This window comes from Georgenia muralis (assembly GCF_003814705.1).
GTDB classification, from domain to species: Bacteria; Actinomycetota; Actinomycetes; order Actinomycetales; family Actinomycetaceae; genus Georgenia; species Georgenia muralis.
This window is the reverse complement of record NZ_RKRA01000001.1, coordinates 526,195-544,022: the sequence shown is the minus strand read 5'-3', so window position 1 is coordinate 544,022 and position 17,828 is coordinate 526,195. Positions and strand designations below refer to the sequence as shown.

The 17,828-nt window shown below is 73.9% G+C and carries 18 protein-coding genes and 1 tRNA gene; 9 read left to right on the top strand and 10 right to left on the bottom strand.

The window, feature by feature from the left end; all coding sequences use genetic code 11:
• Positions 1 to 31 precede the first annotated feature (31 nt).
• Both EDD32_RS02410 and EDD32_RS02405 read left to right on the top strand, forming a co-directional pair.
• A tRNA-Leu gene (locus EDD32_RS02410) sits at positions 32 to 108 on the top strand.
• A gap of 122 nt (positions 109 to 230) precedes the next feature.
• Entirely contained in the window at positions 231 to 1,727 is a 1,497-nt protein-coding gene (locus EDD32_RS02405) for an NAD(P)/FAD-dependent oxidoreductase (protein WP_123914281.1), read from the top strand.
• 53 nt (positions 1,728 to 1,780) lie between these two features.
• Here EDD32_RS02405 and EDD32_RS02400 read toward each other — a convergent pair whose 3' ends face one another.
• From EDD32_RS02400 to EDD32_RS02385, 4 genes are read right to left on the bottom strand one after another with little or no spacing between them, the layout of a single operon-like run.
• Positions 1,781 to 2,512 (bottom strand): response regulator, encoded by a 732-nt coding sequence (locus tag EDD32_RS02400; RefSeq protein WP_447924722.1) that lies wholly within the window; start codon positions 2,510 to 2,512, stop codon positions 1,781 to 1,783.
• Positions 2,509 to 3,897: a sensor histidine kinase gene (locus tag EDD32_RS02395; RefSeq protein WP_123914279.1), complete on the bottom strand. Its 1,389-nt coding sequence runs from the start codon at positions 3,895 to 3,897 to the stop codon at positions 2,509 to 2,511. Before EDD32_RS02395 ends, EDD32_RS02400 begins: the two co-directional genes overlap by 4 nt.
• A 2-nt stretch (positions 3,898 to 3,899) precedes the next feature.
• On the bottom strand, positions 3,900 to 4,757 hold the full coding sequence (locus tag EDD32_RS02390; protein WP_123914277.1) for an ABC transporter permease subunit: 858 nt from the start codon (positions 4,755 to 4,757) through the stop codon (positions 3,900 to 3,902).
• On the bottom strand, positions 4,754 to 5,692 hold the full coding sequence (locus EDD32_RS02385) for an ABC transporter ATP-binding protein (protein WP_123914275.1): 939 nt from the start codon (positions 5,690 to 5,692) through the stop codon (positions 4,754 to 4,756). The genes EDD32_RS02390 and EDD32_RS02385 overlap by 4 nt, the downstream gene beginning before the upstream one ends.
• A 315-nt stretch (positions 5,693 to 6,007) precedes the next feature.
• Here EDD32_RS02385 and EDD32_RS02380 point away from each other — a divergent pair, with 315 nt between their 5' ends.
• Both EDD32_RS02380 and EDD32_RS02375 read left to right on the top strand, forming a co-directional pair.
• Positions 6,008 to 6,979, top strand: a complete 972-nt coding sequence (locus EDD32_RS02380; RefSeq protein WP_123914273.1) for a Bax inhibitor-1/YccA family protein — start codon at positions 6,008 to 6,010, stop codon at positions 6,977 to 6,979.
• A 79-nt stretch (positions 6,980 to 7,058) separates the two neighbouring features.
• Positions 7,059 to 8,111, top strand: a complete 1,053-nt coding sequence (locus EDD32_RS02375) for a GNAT family N-acetyltransferase (RefSeq protein ID WP_246005938.1) — start codon at positions 7,059 to 7,061, stop codon at positions 8,109 to 8,111.
• A gap of 133 nt (positions 8,112 to 8,244) precedes the next feature.
• Here EDD32_RS02375 and EDD32_RS02370 read toward each other — a convergent pair whose 3' ends face one another.
• Together EDD32_RS02370 and msrA are read right to left on the bottom strand one after the other, a co-directional pair.
• Complete coding sequence (locus EDD32_RS02370) at positions 8,245 to 8,649, bottom strand: FKBP-type peptidyl-prolyl cis-trans isomerase (protein WP_123914271.1); 405 nt, start codon at positions 8,647 to 8,649, stop codon at positions 8,245 to 8,247.
• A gap of 155 nt (positions 8,650 to 8,804) precedes the next feature.
• Complete coding sequence (gene msrA, locus EDD32_RS02365) at positions 8,805 to 9,536, bottom strand: peptide-methionine (S)-S-oxide reductase MsrA (protein WP_123914269.1); 732 nt, start codon at positions 9,534 to 9,536, stop codon at positions 8,805 to 8,807.
• Positions 9,537 to 9,690: 154 nt separating this feature from the next.
• Between msrA and EDD32_RS02360 the strand changes: the two genes are divergently transcribed.
• Positions 9,691 to 11,172, top strand: coding sequence for an AI-2E family transporter (locus tag EDD32_RS02360; protein ID WP_123914267.1), 1,482 nt, complete (start codon positions 9,691 to 9,693; stop codon positions 11,170 to 11,172).
• Complete coding sequence (gene ilvA / locus EDD32_RS02355) at positions 11,169 to 12,371, top strand: threonine ammonia-lyase (RefSeq protein WP_123914265.1); 1,203 nt, start codon at positions 11,169 to 11,171, stop codon at positions 12,369 to 12,371. The genes EDD32_RS02360 and ilvA overlap by 4 nt, the downstream gene beginning before the upstream one ends.
• 77 nt (positions 12,372 to 12,448) lie before the next feature.
• Here ilvA and greA read toward each other — a convergent pair whose 3' ends face one another.
• Positions 12,449 to 12,934: a transcription elongation factor GreA gene (gene greA / locus EDD32_RS02350; protein ID WP_123914263.1), complete on the bottom strand. Its 486-nt coding sequence runs from the start codon at positions 12,932 to 12,934 to the stop codon at positions 12,449 to 12,451.
• A gap of 145 nt (positions 12,935 to 13,079) precedes the next feature.
• Positions 13,080 to 13,532 carry a DUF4307 domain-containing protein gene (locus EDD32_RS02345; RefSeq protein WP_170175169.1) on the bottom strand — a complete coding sequence of 151 codons (453 nt, stop codon included), beginning with the start codon at positions 13,530 to 13,532 and terminating at the stop codon, positions 13,080 to 13,082.
• 124 nt (positions 13,533 to 13,656) lie between these two features.
• Here EDD32_RS02345 and mca point away from each other — a divergent pair, with 124 nt between their 5' ends.
• Positions 13,657 to 14,568, top strand: coding sequence for a mycothiol conjugate amidase Mca (gene mca / locus EDD32_RS02340; protein WP_123914259.1), 912 nt, complete (start codon positions 13,657 to 13,659; stop codon positions 14,566 to 14,568).
• On the top strand, positions 14,565 to 14,888 hold the full coding sequence (locus EDD32_RS02335; protein WP_123914257.1) for a hypothetical protein: 324 nt from the start codon (positions 14,565 to 14,567) through the stop codon (positions 14,886 to 14,888). The genes mca and EDD32_RS02335 overlap by 4 nt, the downstream gene beginning before the upstream one ends.
• 40 nt (positions 14,889 to 14,928) lie before the next feature.
• Here the strand turns inward: EDD32_RS02335 and EDD32_RS02330 are convergent, their stop codons facing one another.
• Together EDD32_RS02330 and trhA are read right to left on the bottom strand one after the other, a co-directional pair.
• Positions 14,929 to 15,930 (bottom strand): PPK2 family polyphosphate kinase, encoded by a 1,002-nt coding sequence (locus EDD32_RS02330; protein ID WP_123914255.1) that lies wholly within the window; start codon positions 15,928 to 15,930, stop codon positions 14,929 to 14,931.
• A gap of 110 nt (positions 15,931 to 16,040) precedes the next feature.
• Positions 16,041 to 16,712: a PAQR family membrane homeostasis protein TrhA gene (trhA, locus tag EDD32_RS02325; RefSeq protein WP_123914253.1), complete on the bottom strand. Its 672-nt coding sequence runs from the start codon at positions 16,710 to 16,712 to the stop codon at positions 16,041 to 16,043.
• Between the two features lie 166 nt (positions 16,713 to 16,878).
• Between trhA and EDD32_RS02320 the strand changes: the two genes are divergently transcribed.
• The gene (locus EDD32_RS02320) at positions 16,879 to 17,640 is read left to right on the top strand and encodes an isoprenyl transferase (RefSeq protein ID WP_123914251.1); all 762 of its coding nucleotides are present in this window, start codon (positions 16,879 to 16,881) and stop codon (positions 17,638 to 17,640) included.
• Positions 17,641 to 17,828: the final 188 nt, after the last annotated feature.

Here is a 17,828-nt window from a genome sequence, read left to right as displayed (position 1 = left end):
ATGGGGCGCCGGGGCCCGTGGGTCCCCCTGCGCCCCCATAGCCCAACTGGCAGAGGCAGCCGGCTTAAACCCGGCGCAGTACGGGTTCGAATCCCGTTGGGGGCACCACGGTCCGGGACGTCGGTCCCGGAGGCGCCGCGCACCGTCTGGTAGGCCCCGTGTCCGGTATCACGGGGGCGAATAGTCCCCCTCGCGTGGAGTGTCCGGTCCGGCGCTCCTACCATGAACGCATGGCCACCCTCGCGCGTTCCCTCGCCGTCACCGCCGCCGCCGTCGCGGGTGCCGGCGCCGTCGCCGCCCGGACCGCCGGCCGGCGCGCCGAGGACCTGCGCCCGGTCCAGGGCCGGACCCCGCGCATCCTCATCGCCGGTGGGGGGTACATCGGCCTCTACACCGCCTTCACCCTGCGCAAGAAGCTCGGCCGCGCGGACGCCGAGATCGCCGTCGTCGACCCGCGTCCCTACATGACCTACCAGCCCTTCCTCCCCGAGGCGGCGGCGGGCTCCATCGAGCCGCGCCACGTCGTGACGTCGCTGCGGCGCGAGCTGAGCGGCACCACCGTCCTGACGGGGAACATCACCTCGATCCGCCACGCGGAACGCAAGGCCGTCATCGCACCCGTCAACGGGGACGAGCCGTACGAGGTCACCTACGACCACCTCGTCGTCGGGCTCGGCTCGGTCGCGCGGACGCTGCCGATCCCCGGGCTCGCGGAGAACGCCATCGGCTTCAAGCACATCGAGGAGGCCACGGCGCTGCGCAACCAGGTCCTCAACACCATGGCCCTGGCCGACTCCACGTGGGACCCCGAGAAGCGGCGCCGGATGCTCACGTTCGTCTTCGTCGGTGGCGGCTTCGCCGGCATCGAGGCCATCGGCGAGGTCGAGGACATGGCCCGCGCGGCCACGAAGGAGTACTCCTCCCTCGAGCCGGAGGACCTGCGCTTCGTCATCGTCGAGGGGGCGGGGCGGATCCTGCCCGAGCTCGGCGAGGAGCTCGGCGGCTACGCCCTCGAGCAGCTGCGCGACCGCGGCGTCGAGATCCACCTCAACACCTTCCTGCAGTCGTGCGTCGACGGGAAGGTCGAGCTCTCCACGGGCGAGTCGTTCGAGGCGGACACCATCGTGTGGACCGCCGGGGTCAAGGCGAACCCGGTCCTGGCCCGCACCGACCTCCCCCTGGACGAGCGCGGCCGGGTCCGCACCCTCGCCACCCTCCAGGTCGCCGACGCCGAGGGCAACGTCGTGCCCGACGCGTGGGCGGCCGGTGACTGCGCCGCCGTCCCGGACCTGACCCAGGACCCCGGGGTCACGACCGCCCCCACCGCCCAGCACGCCGTCCGCCAGGGCAAGCAGCTCGGCAAGAACCTCGCCCTCGCCCTGCGCGGCGAGGCGCCCGCGGAGTACCGCCACGAGAACATCGGCACCGTGGCCTCGCTCGGGCTGTACAAGGGGGTCGCCCAGCTCAAGGGCTACAAGTTCCGCGGGCCGCTCGCGTGGTTCATGCACCGCAGCTACCACGTGCTGGCGATGCCCTCGTTCGAGCGCAAGGTCCGCATCCTGGCCGACTGGACCGAGGCGCTGTTCTTCCGTCGTGAGCTCGTCTCCCTCGGCGCGATGCACGACCCGCGCGCGGCGTTCGAGGCCGCGGCAGCGACCGACGGCCGCCCCGCGGAGGACCGGGCGGCCGCCCTGCCCGGCGGGAAGCAGCCCTCGGGCACGCAGTAGCCGTCAGGGCCCCGCGCCACCGGCCGCGCGGGCCGGACCCGGCGGAGCACGGCTCAGCCGGGCCGGACGAGCCCGGTCTCGTAGGCGAGCACCACCGCCTGCACCCGGTCGCGCAGGTCCAGCTTGGACAGCAGGTTGCCCACGTGGGTCTTCACCGTCGTCTCCGAGACGAAGAGCCGCCCCGCGATCTCGGCGTTGGACAGCCCCTCCGCGACCAGGGTGAGGACCTCGAGCTCGCGGGCGGTGAGCCCGCCCAGCCGGGGATCCTGGCCCGGTGGGCCCTCGGGCGCGCCGGCCGGCAGGTGGGAGCCGAACATCTCCAGCATGCGCCGCGTGACGCGCGGGGACACGACGGCGTCGCCGGCGGCGAGGGTCCGGATCGCCTGGACGAGGTCGGCGGGCCGGGTGTCCTTGAGGAGGAACCCGCTGGCACCCGCCCGCAGTCCCGCGAAGGCGTACTCGTCGAGGTCGAACGTGGTGAGGATGAGGATGCGGCTCTCGGGCCGGCGGGCCGCGATCTGCTCGGTCGCGGCGATGCCGTCCATCCCGGGCATGCGCACGTCCATGAGGATGACGTCCGGGTGCAGGGCCTCGGCCATGGAGACCGCGGCGGCGCCGTCGGCGGCCTCGCCCACGACCGAGATCCCGTCCTCGGCCTCGAGCACCATCCGGAAGCCCATGCGCAGGAGCGACTGGTCGTCGGCCAGGAGCACGCGGACCGGTCGGTCCGCCCGTCCCGGCGCGGCGGGGTTCTGCTCGCCCACCCGTCGGCCCTGGTCCGTCACCCGTCCTCCTCGTCCCACCGCAGCGTCGCCCGCACCCGCCACCCGTGAGGCGTCGGGCCGGCGTCCACGGTCCCGCCGTAGACGGCGGCGCGCTCCCGGATGCCGATGAGGCCGTGACCGCTGCCGGCCGCGGGGGTCCCCGCACCGCCGGCGTCATTGTCCACCTCGACGACCACCGCCCCGGCCGAACGCACGAGGGAGACGTCGATCCGCGGCGAGAGGCGGGCGTAGCGCAGCACGTTGGTCAGGGCCTCCTGCACGATCCGGTAGACGGCGAGCTGGAGCCCGGGCTCGTCGGGCAGCGCGGGCCCCTGCTCCACCAGGCGCACCGGCAGGCCGGCGCTGCGGAACCGGTCGACGAGCCCCGCGACGTCGTGCTGCCCCGGCTGGGGGGCCAGGGGTGGCTCGCCGACGGCGGTGCCGGCCGGTCCGGTGATCCCCGCGCCGTCGGACGATGCGGGCAGGTCGGCCCGCAGGACCCCCACGATGCGGCGCGTGTCGGTCAGCGCCGTGCGGCCCGTCTCGGCGAGCTCGGCCAGCGCGCGACGCGCCTGGTCGGGGCTGCGGTCCAGGCTCGCCGCGGCACCCTCGGCGAGGGTGACCATGACGGTGAGGGAGTGCGCGACGACGTCGTGCATCTCGCGGGCGATGCGGGTGCGTTCGGCGGAGACCGCCAGCTGCTCGCGCTGGTCCCGCTCGAGCGCGAGCTGGCGCGCGCGGTCGGTCATCTCCAGCATGCGTCGCCGGCGGGCCCGGACCTGCAGACCCACCACCGTGGCGACGACGAGCAGCGCGGAGGACGCGACGATCTCGGTGACCCACGCCCAGGAGTCGGCGAAGGTCAGGACGCTCGCCGTCACCGCGACGATCGCGCCCGACATGCTCACCCAGGCGGTCCGCGCGGTGCGGTAGACCGCGACGGCGTAGAGCAGCAGGGCCATCGTGCCGGCGTCGTACGCGGTGACGTTGAGACCGAGCCGGAGGGTGCCGTCCCCGAAGCCCGGCTCGAGGCCGTTGCGCTCGAGGCCGGCCACGAGGTACCGGTGGAGCGGGACGGCGACGGCGACCACCGCCACCCCCAGGACGGCCGCGTACCGGCGCAGGAGGACGAGGACGGTGAAGACCGCGGTGAGGACCAGCTCGCCGCGCGGTCGGGGGGCGTCGAGGATCTCCGCCTGGACGAGCCAGTCGCCCACGCCCAGGGCGAGGTAGGCGGCGGCCAGCAGGCCGTCCACCCACCAGGGGTGGGCGCGCATCAGCCGCGAGACCGGCCCCGGGCGCAGCCACGCCTCGGCCGTGCCGTCGGACGTGGTGGCCGGCGCGTCCGTCCCTGCGGGCGCACCCGGGCGGTGCGCCGACGGCGCACGGCCCGGGTGGACGGTCATGCTCAGGCGTCCCGGCGGCGCAGCGCCACGGCGCCCGCGGTGAGCGCCACCACGCTGTAGGCCGCCACGACGGCGGCGCCCTGCCCGGCGGTGAGGCCGCCGGCCATCGAGTACTCCGGGTTCACCGCGAGGAACGCGGTGGCGGCCGGGAGGGGCAGGTACGTCATGACGTCCTGCACCCAGTCGAGGTTGATGAGCTGCAGCGCGATCGGCAGGAGGAGCAGGAGCCCGAGCACGCCGGTGATGGTGCCGGCGGAGTGCCGCAGCACCGTGCCGAGCCCCAGGGCGAGAAGAGCCACCATGACCAGGAAGTACACCATGCCGCCGAAGACCTGCCACGTCTGCGCGTCGGCCAGGTCCGGGACGAGGTCGTGGCGGGCGAGGACCGGCGCCGTGACGAGGTGGGCGAGGGCCAGCGAGACCGCCGAGACGACGACCGTGACCCCGGCCAGCGCGATCGCCTTGGCGGCGAGGACCGGCAGCCGGGTGGGCACCGCGGCCAGGGTCGAGCGGATCATGCCGGTCGCGTACTCGCCGGTGACGAGCAGGGCGCCGAGGACACCGATCGTCACCATGGAGAACTGGTACCCGGCGCTGACGATCTCGGCGCCGTGCATGCTGAACTCCTCCAGGCCCGCCATCTCGGGCCGGTCCATGAGGAGCTGCACGGACGTCGCCTGGAGCAGCGCGACGAGGACCATGACGGCGACGGTGGCGCCGAGGGTCCACCACGTCGAGCGCAGCGAGAACATCTTGATCCACTCCGCCCGCAGGACCCCCGTGAAGCGGAGGTCGGCGCCGACGGCGGAGCGGTGGGTGCGGCCCTGGGCCGCGGGGACGTCGGTGGTGACGGTGCTCATCGGTTCTCGCCCTCCTGGGCGGTGGGGTGGAAGGAGTCGGACCGGTACTCCACGGCGTCCTGCGTCAAGGTCATGTAGGCCTCCTCGAGGCTGGTGCGGCGCGGGCTCAGCTCGTGCAGGGCGATGCCCGCGGCGGCGGCCGCGTCGCCGATCTGCTCGGCGGAGAGGCCGTGGACCTGCAGGACCCCGGCCTCGTCGGAGCTGACCCGGCCGCCGGCGCCGGTGACGAGGTCCGCCAGCTCGCCGGCGCGGGGGGAGCGGACCAGCACGGTGGTGTCCTGGACCGAGTCGACGACCTCCTGCACCGGGCCGGCGGTGATGATGCGACCGCGGCCGATGACGAGGAGGTGGTCCGCCGTCTGGGCCATCTCGCTCATGAGGTGGGAGGAGATGAAGACGGTGCGGCCCTCGCTCGCCAGGTAGCGCACCAGGTTGCGCACCCACATGACGCCCTCGGGGTCCAGACCGTTGACGGGCTCGTCGAGGATGAGGGTCTGCGGGTCGCCGAGCATCGCCGACGCGATGCCCAGCCGCTGGCCCATGCCGAGGGAGAAGCCGCCCACCCGCTTGCCGGCGACGGCGGACAGCCCGGTCATCTCGATGACCTCGTCCACCCGGCTGCCCGCGATGCCGTGGGTGGCGGCCATGGTGCGCAGGTGCGAGCGGGCGGTGCGCCCCGGGTGCACGGCCTTGGCGTCGAGGAGGATGCCGACCTCGCGCAGGGGGGAGCGGTGCTCGGCGTAGGGCCGCCCGTTGACGGTGACGGTGCCCGCCGTCGGCCGGTCGAGGCCGACGATCATCCGCATCGTCGTGGACTTCCCGGCGCCGTTGGGCCCGAGGAACCCGGTGACGGTGCCCGGGGGGATCGTGAAGCTGATGCCGTCGACGGCGGTGGTGCTGCCGTAGCGCTTGGTGAGGCCGCGTGCCTCGATCATGGTGAACCTCTCGATGGTGCCTGCGTGCGGCTGGGGACGTCCTCGACGCTACGGGCCGACCGGTGCGGGGGGATCGGCGCCCAGACCGAGCCGCGAGGCGTCCAGGCTCCACCGTCCGGCCGAGGGCCTCATCCCCGAGGATGAGATCCGAGGGACGGACGGCCCGGGTGGAACACGCGCCGGGTCCGCCGCGTTGGACATGGCAGCGACCCTTCCCGGGACCGCCCGACCGGGCACCCCTAGGATGGGCGACAGGCCAGCGACATCGGCCCGGCACCACACGATGGACCGGACGCCGCGACCAGGAGGCACCACGTGACCAACCCCGTGTTCCAGAACAGCCCGTACTTCGGGGAGAACCGCAAGGGCGGACGCACCCCGGCGGGCTACCCGACCTACCCCGGCTACGCGCCGGGGTCGGGCACCACCTACGCCCAGCCGCAGCAGGGCTACGCCCAGCCCCAGCAGGGCTACGCTCAGCCCCAGCAGGGCTACGGCCAGCCCCAGCAGGGCTACGGCCAGCCCCAGCAGGGCTACGGCCGGCCCGGCGGCGTCGAGGACCTCGAGCGCGCCTACGGCGGTCCCGCGGCCGCGCCCGCGGACACCGGGCGGATGACCTACGACGACGTCATCGTCAAGACCGGCCTCGTGCTGGGGGTCATCGTCGTGGCCGCCGCGTTCAACTGGGTCGTCATGGGGGCCAACCCCCTGCTGACCTTCGGCGGCGCGATCGTCGGCCTCGTGCTCGGCCTCGTCAACGCCTTCAAGAAGGAGCCGTCCAAGGCCCTGATCCTGGCCTACGCCGCGGCCGAGGGTCTCTTCCTCGGCGGCATCTCCGCCGTCTTCGGCGCGATGTACGAGGGGATCGTCCTCCAGGCGGTGCTGGGCACCACCGCGACGTTCGTCGCCGCCCTGTTCCTGTACAAGTCCGGCACGGTGCGCGTCACGCCCAAGCTGACCCGCTTCGTCCTCATCGCCCTCGTGGGCTACGCGCTGTTCTCCCTCGTCAACGTCGTCCTCATGGTCACCGGCGCCTCCGACGACGCGTGGGGTCTGCGCACCGGCGTGGAGATCATGGGCATCCCGCTGGGCGTCTTCCTCGGCATCTTCGCCGTGGGTCTCGCCGCGCTGAGCCTCATCATGGACTTCGACGCCATCAAGCGGGGCGTCGACGCCGGCGTCCCGGCCCGGTTCGCCTGGTCCGCCGCCTTCGGGCTCGCGGTGACCCTGGTGTGGCTCTACATCGAGTTCCTCCGGCTCCTGGCCATCCTGCGCGGCAGCGACTGACGCCCGCAGCCCTGACCCGACGGCGGCCGTCCTCCCCCCAGGGACGGCCGCCGTCGTCGTTCCCTGGGAGACTGGACGGGTGAGCACCTCCGCGGACCTGCCCGACGTCACCGGCGCGACCCTGGCGGCGCAGCTGCCTCCCGGGTGGACGGCGCGTCCCCCGCTCCCCGCCGACGTCGCGGCCGTCGCGGACCTGCTCCGGGCGCACCAGCTCGCCGCCCGGGGAGCCGCGTCGGTGGACACCCGGACGCTGACGGCCGAGCTCGTGGGGGAGGGGTCCTGGACCCGGACCCACCTGCTGGTCCTCGACCCTGCCGGCGCCCTCCGCGCCCGCGCCAGCGTCCACGACCGCGCCGCGGGTCGCGCCGTGGTCGCGGTGACGGTCCACCCCGACGTGGAGGGGGCCGGCCCGCTCGCCGCCGCGCTCCTCACCTGGGCCGAGGGGGCCGCCGTCGTCGCCGCGTCCCACCGCGGCCTGGCCGAGACCCAGCTCGACGCGGGGGCGTACGCCGACGACGAGCACCAGCGCCGGTGGCTCGCCGGCGCCGGGTACCGGCACGCGCGCACCTGGCTCCAGATGAGCAGGCCGGTCACCGCGGCCGACGCCGAGGGCCTGCCCGGCGCGGTCCGCCCGGGTGTCCGGGTGCGGGCGGTGGGCAAGCACGAGGACGGCATGCCGGTCGCCGACGACCTGCGCACCGTCCACCGCATCCTCGAGGAGTCCTTCGAGGACCACTTCAACTCCTACCGCGAGTCGTTCCCGGAGTTCGTCCAGCGGCTCCGCCAGGACCCGGGGCACCGGTGGGACCACTGGTGGATCGCGAGCGTCGAGATCGACGGCGAGGAGGTGCCCGCCGGCGCGCTCGTCGGGTCCGTCACCGGTCCCGACGACGCCCCGGGCAGCTACGTGGACTACATCGGCGTGCACCGCCGGGCCCGCGGGCGGGGCGTGGCCAAGGCGCTGCTCAGCACGGTCGTGGCCGACGCCGCGAGCCGGGGGCGCAGCAGGGTGGGCCTCGAGGTCGACGCCGACTCGCCCACCGGGGCCGACGGTCTCTACGCCTCGCTCGGCTGGGTGACGGCGTACCGCACGGAGTCGTGGCACCGCGACGTCCCGGTGCCGCCCGCCTGAAGCCAGCGCCGCCCGCCTGAAGCGGGCACGGAGACCGCGTCTGAGGGTCACGGCGGAGACGCCGAAGGAGGGCCATAGCGGAGACGCCGACGGCGCCCGGTCGGGTGACCGGGCGCCGTCGTGTGGTGCGGGGCTACTCGACGCCGAGGATGTCGACGACGAAGACGAGGGTGTCGCCGCCCTTGATGCCGGCCTGGGGCACGCCGGCCGGGCCGTAGCCGTCCTCCGGCGGGATCGAGAGCAGCAGGCGTGAGCCGATCTGGCGGCCCACCAGCCCGTCGTCCCAGCCACCGATGACGACGCCCATCCCGATCGGGAAGGAGATGGAGCTGCCGCGGTCGTAGGAGTTGTCGAAGACGTGGCCGCCCCAGGTCTGGCCGAGGTAGTTCACGACGATGGTCTGGCCCGCCTCCACGGCGGCGCCGTCGCCCTGCTCGAGCACCTTGACCTGAAGACCCTCCGGGGCCCCGGTCGGGGGGAAGGTCAGCTCGGGCTTCTCGCCGAAGCCGCCGGTGGCGGTGGGGAGCTCGTTGCTCATGGCGTCCTCTCTGGTCCGGTCGGTCACCCGGGGAGCCGGGGCCGCGGTCCACAGTACGGCGGCGCGGCGGGCCCCCGCGCGACGGGGCTGGTCATCTGCCGGGCGCGGGAGAACCTGGCTGCCCCTCGCCGTCGTCCTTCGTGGGTCCGTCCCGCTCAGGCGTCGACGGGCGGTGCGACGTCGACCTGGGCCGGCACCTGGTCCTGACGGACCAGGCCGACCGGGCACGTCATGCCGTTGGGCCCGTGGTTGCAGTACCCGCCCGGGTTCTTGTGGAGGTACTGCTGGTGGTAGTCCTCGGCGTAGTAGAACGGTCCGGCGCCGGGCACGACCGCGCCGTCCGCCGTCGTGTCCGCGAACGGCCGCAGCTCGGTGGCGATGGCGCCGTGCCCGTGCGCGGTGAGGACGTCCTGGAACGCGTCGCGGGTGGCACGGGCGGCAGCCTCCTGACCGGGCGTGGTCCAGTAGATCCCGGAGCGGTACTGCGTGCCGACGTCGTTGCCCTGGCGGTTCGCGGTGGTCGGGTCGTGGTTCTCCCAGAACGCCTTGAGCAGGAGCTCGGGGTCCGTGAGCGTCGGGTCGTAGACGACCTGCACCGCCTCGGTGTGCCCGGTCCGGGACGTGCAGACCTCCTCGTAGGTGGGGTGCGGGGTGTACCCGCCGAGATAACCGGCGGCGGTGGAGACCACGCCCTCCTGGCGCCAGAAGATCCGCTCGGCCCCCCAGAAGCACCCCATGGCCACGTAGAGGACCTCGGCGCCCTCGGGCCACGGGCCCTGCAGCGGCGTGCCGAGCACCTCGTGGGTGGTGGGCACCCGGAACGGGTACCCCGTGCGGCCCGGCAGCGCCTCGTGCGGGGTCACCATCTCGGTCTTGCGTCCGAACATCGGTCCTCCTGTGTTGGTCTCGCACGGTGCAACGCCGTGCGCCCCCCGCCGTGTTCCGTCCGGTTCGTCCCGGCGCGGCGGGAGGGCCCGTCCGGACGCGGCGCGCCCGGCCCGTACGCTAGCGGCACGATCGGCCGCAGCGAGCGAGGAGACCATGCCGGACCTGAGCACCTGGCGCACGCGCCTGAGCCCCTCGCGGCCGGACCGGCCGGTCGGTCGCCGGCCGGGCGGTGTCACGACCGGTCGCGCCGCAGCGGCGTCCTCGGCGGCGTCCGACCCCTCCGGCGTGGTGCCGTTCGGTCTGCGGGCATCGGCCGCGTGGGCGTGGCGGTTCATCGTCGTCGCCGCAGCGCTGGCGATCCTCGGCTACCTCGTCATCACCTTCCAGACCATCGTCGTGGCGTTCCTCCTCGCCATCATCATCGCGGTGCTCCTCGACCCCCTGGCGGCCTGGTTGCGGCGGGTGCTGCGGTTCCCGCGTGCGCTCGCCTCCCTCACCGCGATCGTCGCCACGCTCGCCACCCTCGTCGCCCTGCTCGTCCTCGCCGGCCGGTCCATCGTCGACGGGTTCGGCGCCCTGACCGAGCAGGCCGTGGCGGGCTTCGACCAGCTGCTGGCGTGGCTGTCCGACGGCCCGCTGGGCATCGACGAGGCCCAGATCGACCAGGTCCTCGAGCAGGTCACCGGTCAGGTGCGGGACAACTCCGACGTCCTCATCAACGGGGTGGTCAACGCCACCGGCTCGCTCACGTCGGTCCTCACCGGCGCGGTCATCGCCATCTTCTGCCTGTTCTTCTTCCTCAAGGAGGGCCGGCGCATCTGGCAGTGGTTCGTCCGGCTCGCGCCGCGGCCGGCGCGGGAGCGGATCAACGAGTCCGGGATCCGCGCCTGGATCACGGTGGGCGGTTACGCCCGCACCCAGATCCTCGTGGCCTTCGTCGATGCCGTCGGCATCGCCGCCGGCGCGCTCATCCTGGGCGTCCCGCTCGCCCTGCCCATCGGGGTGCTGGTCTTCCTCGGTGCGTTCATCCCCATCGTCGGTGCGTTCCTCACCGGGGCGGTCGCCGTCCTCGTCGCCCTCGTCGACCAGGGGCCGGTGACGGGCCTGATCATGTTCGCCATCGTGCTGCTCGTCCAGCAGATCGAGGGCAACCTCCTCCAGCCCTGGCTGCAGGGCAACGCCCTCTCGCTGCACCCCATCGCCATCCTCCTGGCGGTCACCGCCGGCACCGGTGTGGCCGGGATCCTCGGCGCCCTCCTCGCGGTGCCGGTCGCCGCCGTGCTCAACACCGTCCTGCTCTACCTCAACGGGCACGACAAGTACCCCGAGATCGCCGACGACCTCAACCGGCCCGGCGGCCCGCCGGGGGCGGTCACCGAGGCGATCGAGGCCTCCTACCCCGAGGTCGAGCTGCAGGTCGCCGAGGACGGCTCGATCGTCGACGAGGAGGGCCGGCCGGCGACGGTCAGCCCCGCCACCGCGACTGTTGCCGGCGGCGGGCACCCGGGCGCCCACGACCGGACAGCCCACGACCGGGCGGCCCAGGGCCACCGCGGCGGCGACGACGGCCGGGACGATCACGGCCGTGACGGACGGGACCGGCCCGACGCCGGCCGGGACGGGCCGGGACGATGAGCGCCTTCGACCTGGAGACCTTCAGCGAGGCGGCGCGGACCGTCGCCGCCGTCGCCCGGGTGACCCCGGTCGAGGAGTCGACCACCCTGGCCCGCCTCGTCGGGACGCCGGTCTGGCTCAAGGCCGAGAACCTCCAGCGCACCGGCTCGTTCAAGGTCCGCGGCGCCTACGTGCGCATGTCCCGGCTGACCACCGAGGAGAAGGCCCGCGGGGTCGTGGCGGCCTCCGCGGGCAACCACGCCCAGGGGGTGGCCCTGGCCGCGCGGGAGCTGGGGATCTCCGCGCGGATCTTCATGCCGGTCGACGCCGCCCTGCCCAAGGTCGCCGCGACCCGTCAGTACGGCGCCGAGGTGGTGCTCACCGGCGCCGACCTCACCGAGTGCCTCGCCGCCGCGACCGCGGACGACTCCGGCCGGGTGCTCATCCACCCCTACGACCACCCCGACATCGTCGCCGGTCAGGGCACGATCGGCCTGGAGGTCCTCGAGCAGGTGCCCGGGGTGCGCACGATCCTCGTCCCGACCGGGGGAGGGGGGCTGCTCGCGGGTGTCGCGGCCGCCGTCCACGCCGTCGACCCGACCGTGGCGGTGGTCGGCGTGCAGGCGGCGGCGGCCGCGGCCTACCCCGCGTCGCTGGCGCAGGGGCACCCGGTGCTGCGCCGGGAGCTGCACACGATGGCCGACGGCATCGCGGTCGGGATGCCCGGCGAGGTGCCGTTCCGGCTCATCGCCGAGCACGTCGCCTCGGTCCGGACGGTCTCCGAGGAGGAGCTCTCCCGCGCCGTCCTGCACGTGGTGGAGCGTGCCAAGCTGGTGGTGGAGCCCTCGGGGGCGGCGGGCGTGGCCGCCCTGCTGGCCGAGCCCGACGCCTTCGCCGGGCCGGTCGTCGTCGTCCTCTCCGGGGGCAACGTCGACCCGCTGGTGCTCCTGCGGATCATCCGGCACGGCATGTCCGCCGCCGGGCGGTACCTGCAGATGCGCGTGCTGCTCAAGGACACCCCCGGCAACCTCGCGCGGCTGCTCCAGCGCCTGGCCGAGAGCGGCGGGAACGTGGTGAACATCGAGCACGCGCGCACCGCGGCCGGCCTCGCCGTCGACGAGGTGGAGATCACCGTCGAGCTGGAGACCAAGGGGCCCGAGCACTGCGAGTCGGTGCTCGAGGAGCTCCGCGGCCACGGCTACACGATCCTGCGCCACTGACCGTCGCGGCTCCGGGCCGGCGCGACGACGGACGGGCCGTCTCCCCGTGAGGAGACGGCCCGTCCGGGCGGTGCCTGTCAGCCCTGGAAGGGCTTGACCGAGGTGACCTCGACGGTGATGGTCGAGCCGTTCGGTGCGTCGTAGGAGGCGGTGTCGCCCTCCTTCTTCCCCACCAGCGCGCTGCCGAGCGGGGAGGACTCGGAGTAGACCTCGATGTCCAGGTCCGGCGCCCCCTCGCGCGAGCCCAGGAGGAAGGTGCGCTCCTTGCCGGCCACCTTGGCGGTGACGACCATGCCCGACTCGATGATGCCGTCGTCCGGCGGGGCCTCGCCCACGTGCGCGTTGCGCAGGAGCTCGGTGAGCTGGTTGATGCGGGCCTCCTGCTTGGCCTGCTCCTCGCGGGCGGCGTGGTACCCGCCGTTCTCCTTGAGGTCGCCCTCCTGACGGGCCGCGTCGATCTTCTCGGCGATCTCGGCCCGGCCGGCGCCCGTGAGGTGCTCGAGCTCCGCCTTGAGCCGGTTGTACGCCTCCTGGGTGAGCCAGGTGGTGCTCGTCTGCGTCACGGCTCCTCCTCCACATAAGTTCGTGCCCCGGTCCGCGCACCCGCGCGGCCGAGGCAAAGGGAATCTCCGCCCCGTGCGTCTGCACTCGCGTGCCGCGTCCGGGGCGGCGTGTAAAGGAACGAGTATATCAAGGGCAACGGGGGAGTCAGCCCGCGTCCACGACCCGGCAGCTCTCGACGCTGCCGGTGGTGGCGAGCTCGGTGGTGGTCACGACCGCCTCGTGCGACGTCCGTTGGCCGGTGACCGGACCGACCGTGACCTGGCGGAACCCCACCTGGGTGAAGGACTCGTTGAGGGCGACGAGCGTGCACGAGGCGGTGGTGCCCGGCGCGGTGAGGAGGGAGAACCGGACGGTGGTGCGGGAGGCGTCGTCGACCGTGAAGCCGAGGTTCTCCACCTGGACCGACGGCTCGCGCAGGGACGCGGCCTGAAGCGCGACCGCGGCGGCCAGCAGCAGGGCCACGGCCACGACGGCGGCCACGAGGCGGCGACGGCGCGTCGCCGACGACGGGCCCCGGCCGTACCGCGCGGCCACGACGTCCTCGTCCACGGGCCCGCGGACCGGTGGGCCGGCGTCGTGCTGGGGGCTGGCGGACATGGTGGCCTTCCTTCGGTGCGGCTGCCGGGCCCTGCGTCGCCAAACCCGGCGGTGATGCGAGACCATTGTCCCGCAGACCAGGCCGCCGTCCGGCCACCGCCCACCCCAGCAGAGGAACCTCGCCGTGCCCGACCAGTCCCTCCGGCTCATGGCCGTCCACGCCCATCCCGACGACGAGTCGAGCAAGGGCGCGGCCACCATGGCGAAGTACACCTCCGAGGGGCACCGCGTCCGCGTCGTGACCTGCACCGGGGGCGAGCGCGGGGACATCCTCAACCCGCGCCTCGAGGGCGACGCCGAGATCCTGCGCGACCTGCCCGGCTACCGCCGGCGCGAGATGGCCGAGGCGGCCAGGGCCCTGGGCATCGAGCACGTCTGGCTCGGGTTCGTCGACTCGGGCCTGCCCGAGGGCGACCCGCTGCCGCCGCTGCCCGAGGGCTGCTTCGCCCTGGAGCCGCTGGAGGTCCCGGTCGGCGCGCTCGTGCGGCAGATCCGCGAGTTCCAGCCGCACGTCATGACCTGCTACGACGAGAACGGCGGCTACCCCCACCCGGACCACATCATGGCCCACAAGGTGGCGGTGGCCGCCTACGAGGCGGCGGCCGACCCCGACGCCTACCCCGAGGCGGGTCCGGCCTGGGCGGTGCAGAAGCTGTACTACGACATCTCGTTCTCGCTCGCGCGGATCGAGGCGGTGCACACCGCGATGCAGGAGCGCGGGCTCAGCTCGCCCTTCGAGGAGTGGTTCGAGCGGCGCCGCGACCGGCCCCGGCGGCCGGCGACGGCGCGGGTCCGCTGCGCCGAGCACTTCCCCGCCCGGGACGCCGCGCTGCGTGCGCACGCCACCCAGATCGACCCCGACGGGTTCTTCTTCCAGGTGCCCCGCGACATCGAGGCCGAGACCTGGCCGTACGAGGAGTTCGAGCTCGCCCGGTCCCGGGTCGGCACGCCCGAGGGACTCGAGGACGACCTCTTCGCAGGCGTCCGGCCCGGCGGCGCCGAGGTCCCCGCAGGACGTGGGAAGGTGGGGTCGTGATCCTCCTGCCCGCCGCGCCCACCCCCACACCGGTGGAGATGGAGGCGTGGGTCGTCAGCCCCGGCCTCGAGGGCTTCTTCTGGGGGTTCTTCCTCCTGGCCGTCGCGGCGATCCCGCTGTTCTGGTCGATGACCCGGCACATGCGCCGCGTCGACCGCAACGCGCGGCTCCGGGACGAGGCCGAGGCGGCCGCCGCCGCGGACGACGCAGTGCGCGGCCCCGCCGACGACCGCCGGGTGACGGTCGTCGAGGACGGCCCGGCCACGGTCGTCGAGCATCGTGCCACGACCGCCGAGGACGACGCGGCGGCGGGTCGCTAGACCGGCCGTCGGGCTCCGACCGTGAGGCGACGAGCCGACGTCAGTCGTCCCCGTCGTCGCCGGGGAGGTCGTCCAGCGAGCCCGCCTCGGCGAGCGCCTCGCGGTAGGACTCCTCGCCGTCGACGTGCTTGGCGCGAGCCTGCTCGCCGGCCTGCTCCGCGGCGGCCAGGACCTGTGGCTGCATGGTGGCGGCCAGCCGGGCCCGCTCGGTCTCGACGTCGAAGTCGGCCTGGGGCCACGTGAGGTCGAGGTCGATGAGCGCCTGGGTGAGCAGCTCTGTGACCACCAGGCGGGAGTACCACTTCTTGTCGGCGGGCACGACGTACCAGGGCGCGACGTCGGTACTCGTCCGGGCGAGGACGTCGGCGTAGGCGGCCTGGTAGTCGTACCAGCGCTGCCGGGTGTCGACGTCGGATGGGTTGTACTTCCAGTGCTTGTCCGGCCGGTCGAGCCGCTCCATGAGGCGCATCCCCTGCTCCTCCGCCGAGACCATGAGGGCGACCTTGACGATCGTCGTGCCGGACTCGACCACCTCCTCCTCGAAGCGGTTGATCTCCTCGAACCGGGGCTCCCAGACCTCGCGCTCGACGAGGCCCTGCACCCGCACGACGAGGACGTCCTCGTAGTGGGACCGGTCGAAGACGCCGATCTGGCCCGGGCGCGGGAGCGCGTTGCGGATGCGCCACAGGTAGTGGTGCTCGCGCTCCTCCTCGGTCGGGACGCCGAAGGAGCGTAGGGCTACGCCCTGCGGGTCGACCATGCCCAGGACGTGCCGGACGATGCCGCCCTTGCCGGCGGTGTCCAGGCCCTGGATCACGAGCAGCACCGACCGGTCCCCGCCGGTGCGGCCGTGGGCGAAGAGCCGCTCCTGCAGCTCCGACAGCAGCTCGCCGCGCCGGAGCATGAGCTCCTTGGCGTCGTCCTTGTCGCCCGACCACCCGGGGGTCCCGGCGCGGTCGACCGAGGCGAGGTTGAACTCCGGGCCCGGGCGCAGCAGCCGCCGCGGGTCGGCGGTCCACAGGTTCTCGGCGTCGTCGGCCATGACGGTTCCTCCTCGGTCCGGGTGGCACCGAGCGTAGGGCCGTTGCCGCAGGTCCGCGCGCCGGCGAGGCCCCCCGGGGCGGGCGGGCAGCCGGTGCGGCGGCCGGTCGGTCAGGCCTGCGCCACCGCCAGGGCGACAGCGACGACGTGGCAGCCCCAGCCCACGACCGTGCCGACGTGGAAGATCTCGTGGAAGCCGAACCACCGGGGTGAGGGGTTGGGCCGTTTGAGGGCGTAGACGATCGCACCGACGGTGTACGCCAGCCCGCCGGCGGCGACGAACGCGACGACGGCCGGGCCACCACCGGCCCAGAAGGCAGGCATGAACCACACCGCCACCCATCCGAGCGCCATGTAGATCGGCACGTAGACCCACCGCGGGGCCGAGAGCCAGACGACCCGGGCGAGGATGCCCAGGACGGCCCCGCCCCACACCACCGTGAGCAGCATCGTGGCGGTGGACCGCTCCAGCAGCAGGACGGCGAGCGGGGTGTAGGTGCCCGCGATGAGCAGGAAGATGTTCGAGTGGTCCGTCCGGCGCAGCGTGGCCGCGGCACGAGGCGACCACGTGCCGCGGTGGTAGACCGCCGACGTGCCGAACAGCACGACGCCGGCGAGGGCGAAGACGGCGACCGCGACCCGGCCGGCCCCCGCAGGGGTCAGGAGGACCAGGACGACACCCGTGACCAGCGCGAGGGGAGCGGTCACGGCGTGCAGCCAGCCGCGCAGCCTCGGCTTGATCGCGTCGGCGACGCCGGCCGTGCGGTCCGGGACTGGGGACATGGGACGCCTCCGGGGCGAAGTCGGACGAGACAACCTACGGTAGCGTAGGTTTGGCCCTCGCGGTTCGACGGGGCACGTGACGGCGGTAACCTCCGAGCAGCCACCGGGGGACCTCCCCGCGGCAGGGCGGCGAAGCCGCAGGGGCGAGGAGAGTGACTGTCGGTCGATGCGCACGCCGGATCTGCTGTACACCCTGTACGAACGGCGCCTCGTCGCCGACCTCGACCGGCAGCGCATCCCCCGGCACGTCGCCGTCATCCTCGACGGCAACCGGCGCTGGGCCAAGGCGCTGGGCAGCCCGGTGGTCCACGGGCACCGGCGTGGGGCGGACAAGATCTCCGAGCTCCTCCACTGGTCGGAGCAGACCGGTGTCGAGGTCGTGACCCTGTGGATGCTCTCCACCGACAACCTCGAGCGGGACCCGGCCGAGGTCGCGGACCTGCTCGAGATCATCACCGGCACGGTCGAGAAGCTCGCGCGGACGGGCCGCTGGTGCCTGCGGGTGGTCGGCTCCCTCGACCTCCTCCCGCCGGCGTTCGCGGCCAGGCTCAGCGCCGCCCAGGCCAGCACCGACGGCCTGGACGGCATGGCGGTCAACGTCGCGATCGGCTACGGCGGCCGCCACGAGATCACCGATGCGGTGCGGTCGCTGCTGCTCGAGCGCGCCGCCGCCGGGCAGAGCATCGAGGAGATCGCCGCGGAGATCGGCGTCGACGACATCACCGAGCACCTGTACACCAAGGGGCAGCCCGACCCCGACCTCGTCATCCGCACCTCCGGCGAGCAGCGCCTCGGCGGCTTCCTGCTGTGGCAGTCCGTGCACAGCGAGTACTACTTCTGCGAGGTCTACTGGCCCGACTTCCGTCGGGTGGACTTCCTGCGGGCGCTGCGCGACTACGCCCAGCGGGAGCGGCGCCTCGGCCGCTGAGGTCTGCCGCCTCGGTGGCTGAGGACCGCCGCCTCGGGGCTCGGCCGCGGCCGAACGTCGTGTGTCGGGCGTGTGAACACCACCGCGCGCTGCGGTGTGTCGCGGTGGACAGGGCCCGCGCCGGTCGTAGTTTCGCTCTGAAGGACGGCGCACCGGCCGTCCTCCGGGAGGTCAGCCCATGCAGCAGC

Bases quoted from the DNA above. Each gene is read 5' to 3' on its own strand.
- EDD32_RS02395 (WP_123914279.1), bottom strand. From the start codon at position 3,897: ATGACCGTCCACCCGGGCCGTGCGCCGTCGGCGCACCGCCCGGGTGCG.
- EDD32_RS02345 (WP_170175169.1), bottom strand. From the start codon at position 13,532: ATGTCCGCCAGCCCCCAGCACGACGCCGGCCCACCGGTCCGCGGGCCC.
- EDD32_RS02405 (WP_123914281.1), top strand. From the start codon at position 231: ATGGCCACCCTCGCGCGTTCCCTCGCCGTCACCGCCGCCGCCGTCGCG.
- EDD32_RS02385 (WP_123914275.1), bottom strand. From the start codon at position 5,692: ATGATCGAGGCACGCGGCCTCACCAAGCGCTACGGCAGCACCACCGCC.
- trhA (WP_123914253.1), bottom strand. From the start codon at position 16,712: ATGTCCCCAGTCCCGGACCGCACGGCCGGCGTCGCCGACGCGATCAAG.
- EDD32_RS02330 (WP_123914255.1), bottom strand. From the start codon at position 15,930: ATGGCCGACGACGCCGAGAACCTGTGGACCGCCGACCCGCGGCGGCTG.
- EDD32_RS02320 (WP_123914251.1), top strand. From the start codon at position 16,879: ATGCGCACGCCGGATCTGCTGTACACCCTGTACGAACGGCGCCTCGTC.
- ilvA (WP_123914265.1), top strand. From the start codon at position 11,169: ATGAGCGCCTTCGACCTGGAGACCTTCAGCGAGGCGGCGCGGACCGTC.
- EDD32_RS02370 (WP_123914271.1), bottom strand. From the start codon at position 8,649: ATGAGCAACGAGCTCCCCACCGCCACCGGCGGCTTCGGCGAGAAGCCC.
- msrA (WP_123914269.1), bottom strand. From the start codon at position 9,536: ATGTTCGGACGCAAGACCGAGATGGTGACCCCGCACGAGGCGCTGCCG.
- EDD32_RS02360 (WP_123914267.1), top strand. From the start codon at position 9,691: ATGCCGGACCTGAGCACCTGGCGCACGCGCCTGAGCCCCTCGCGGCCG.
- EDD32_RS02390 (WP_123914277.1), bottom strand. From the start codon at position 4,757: ATGAGCACCGTCACCACCGACGTCCCCGCGGCCCAGGGCCGCACCCAC.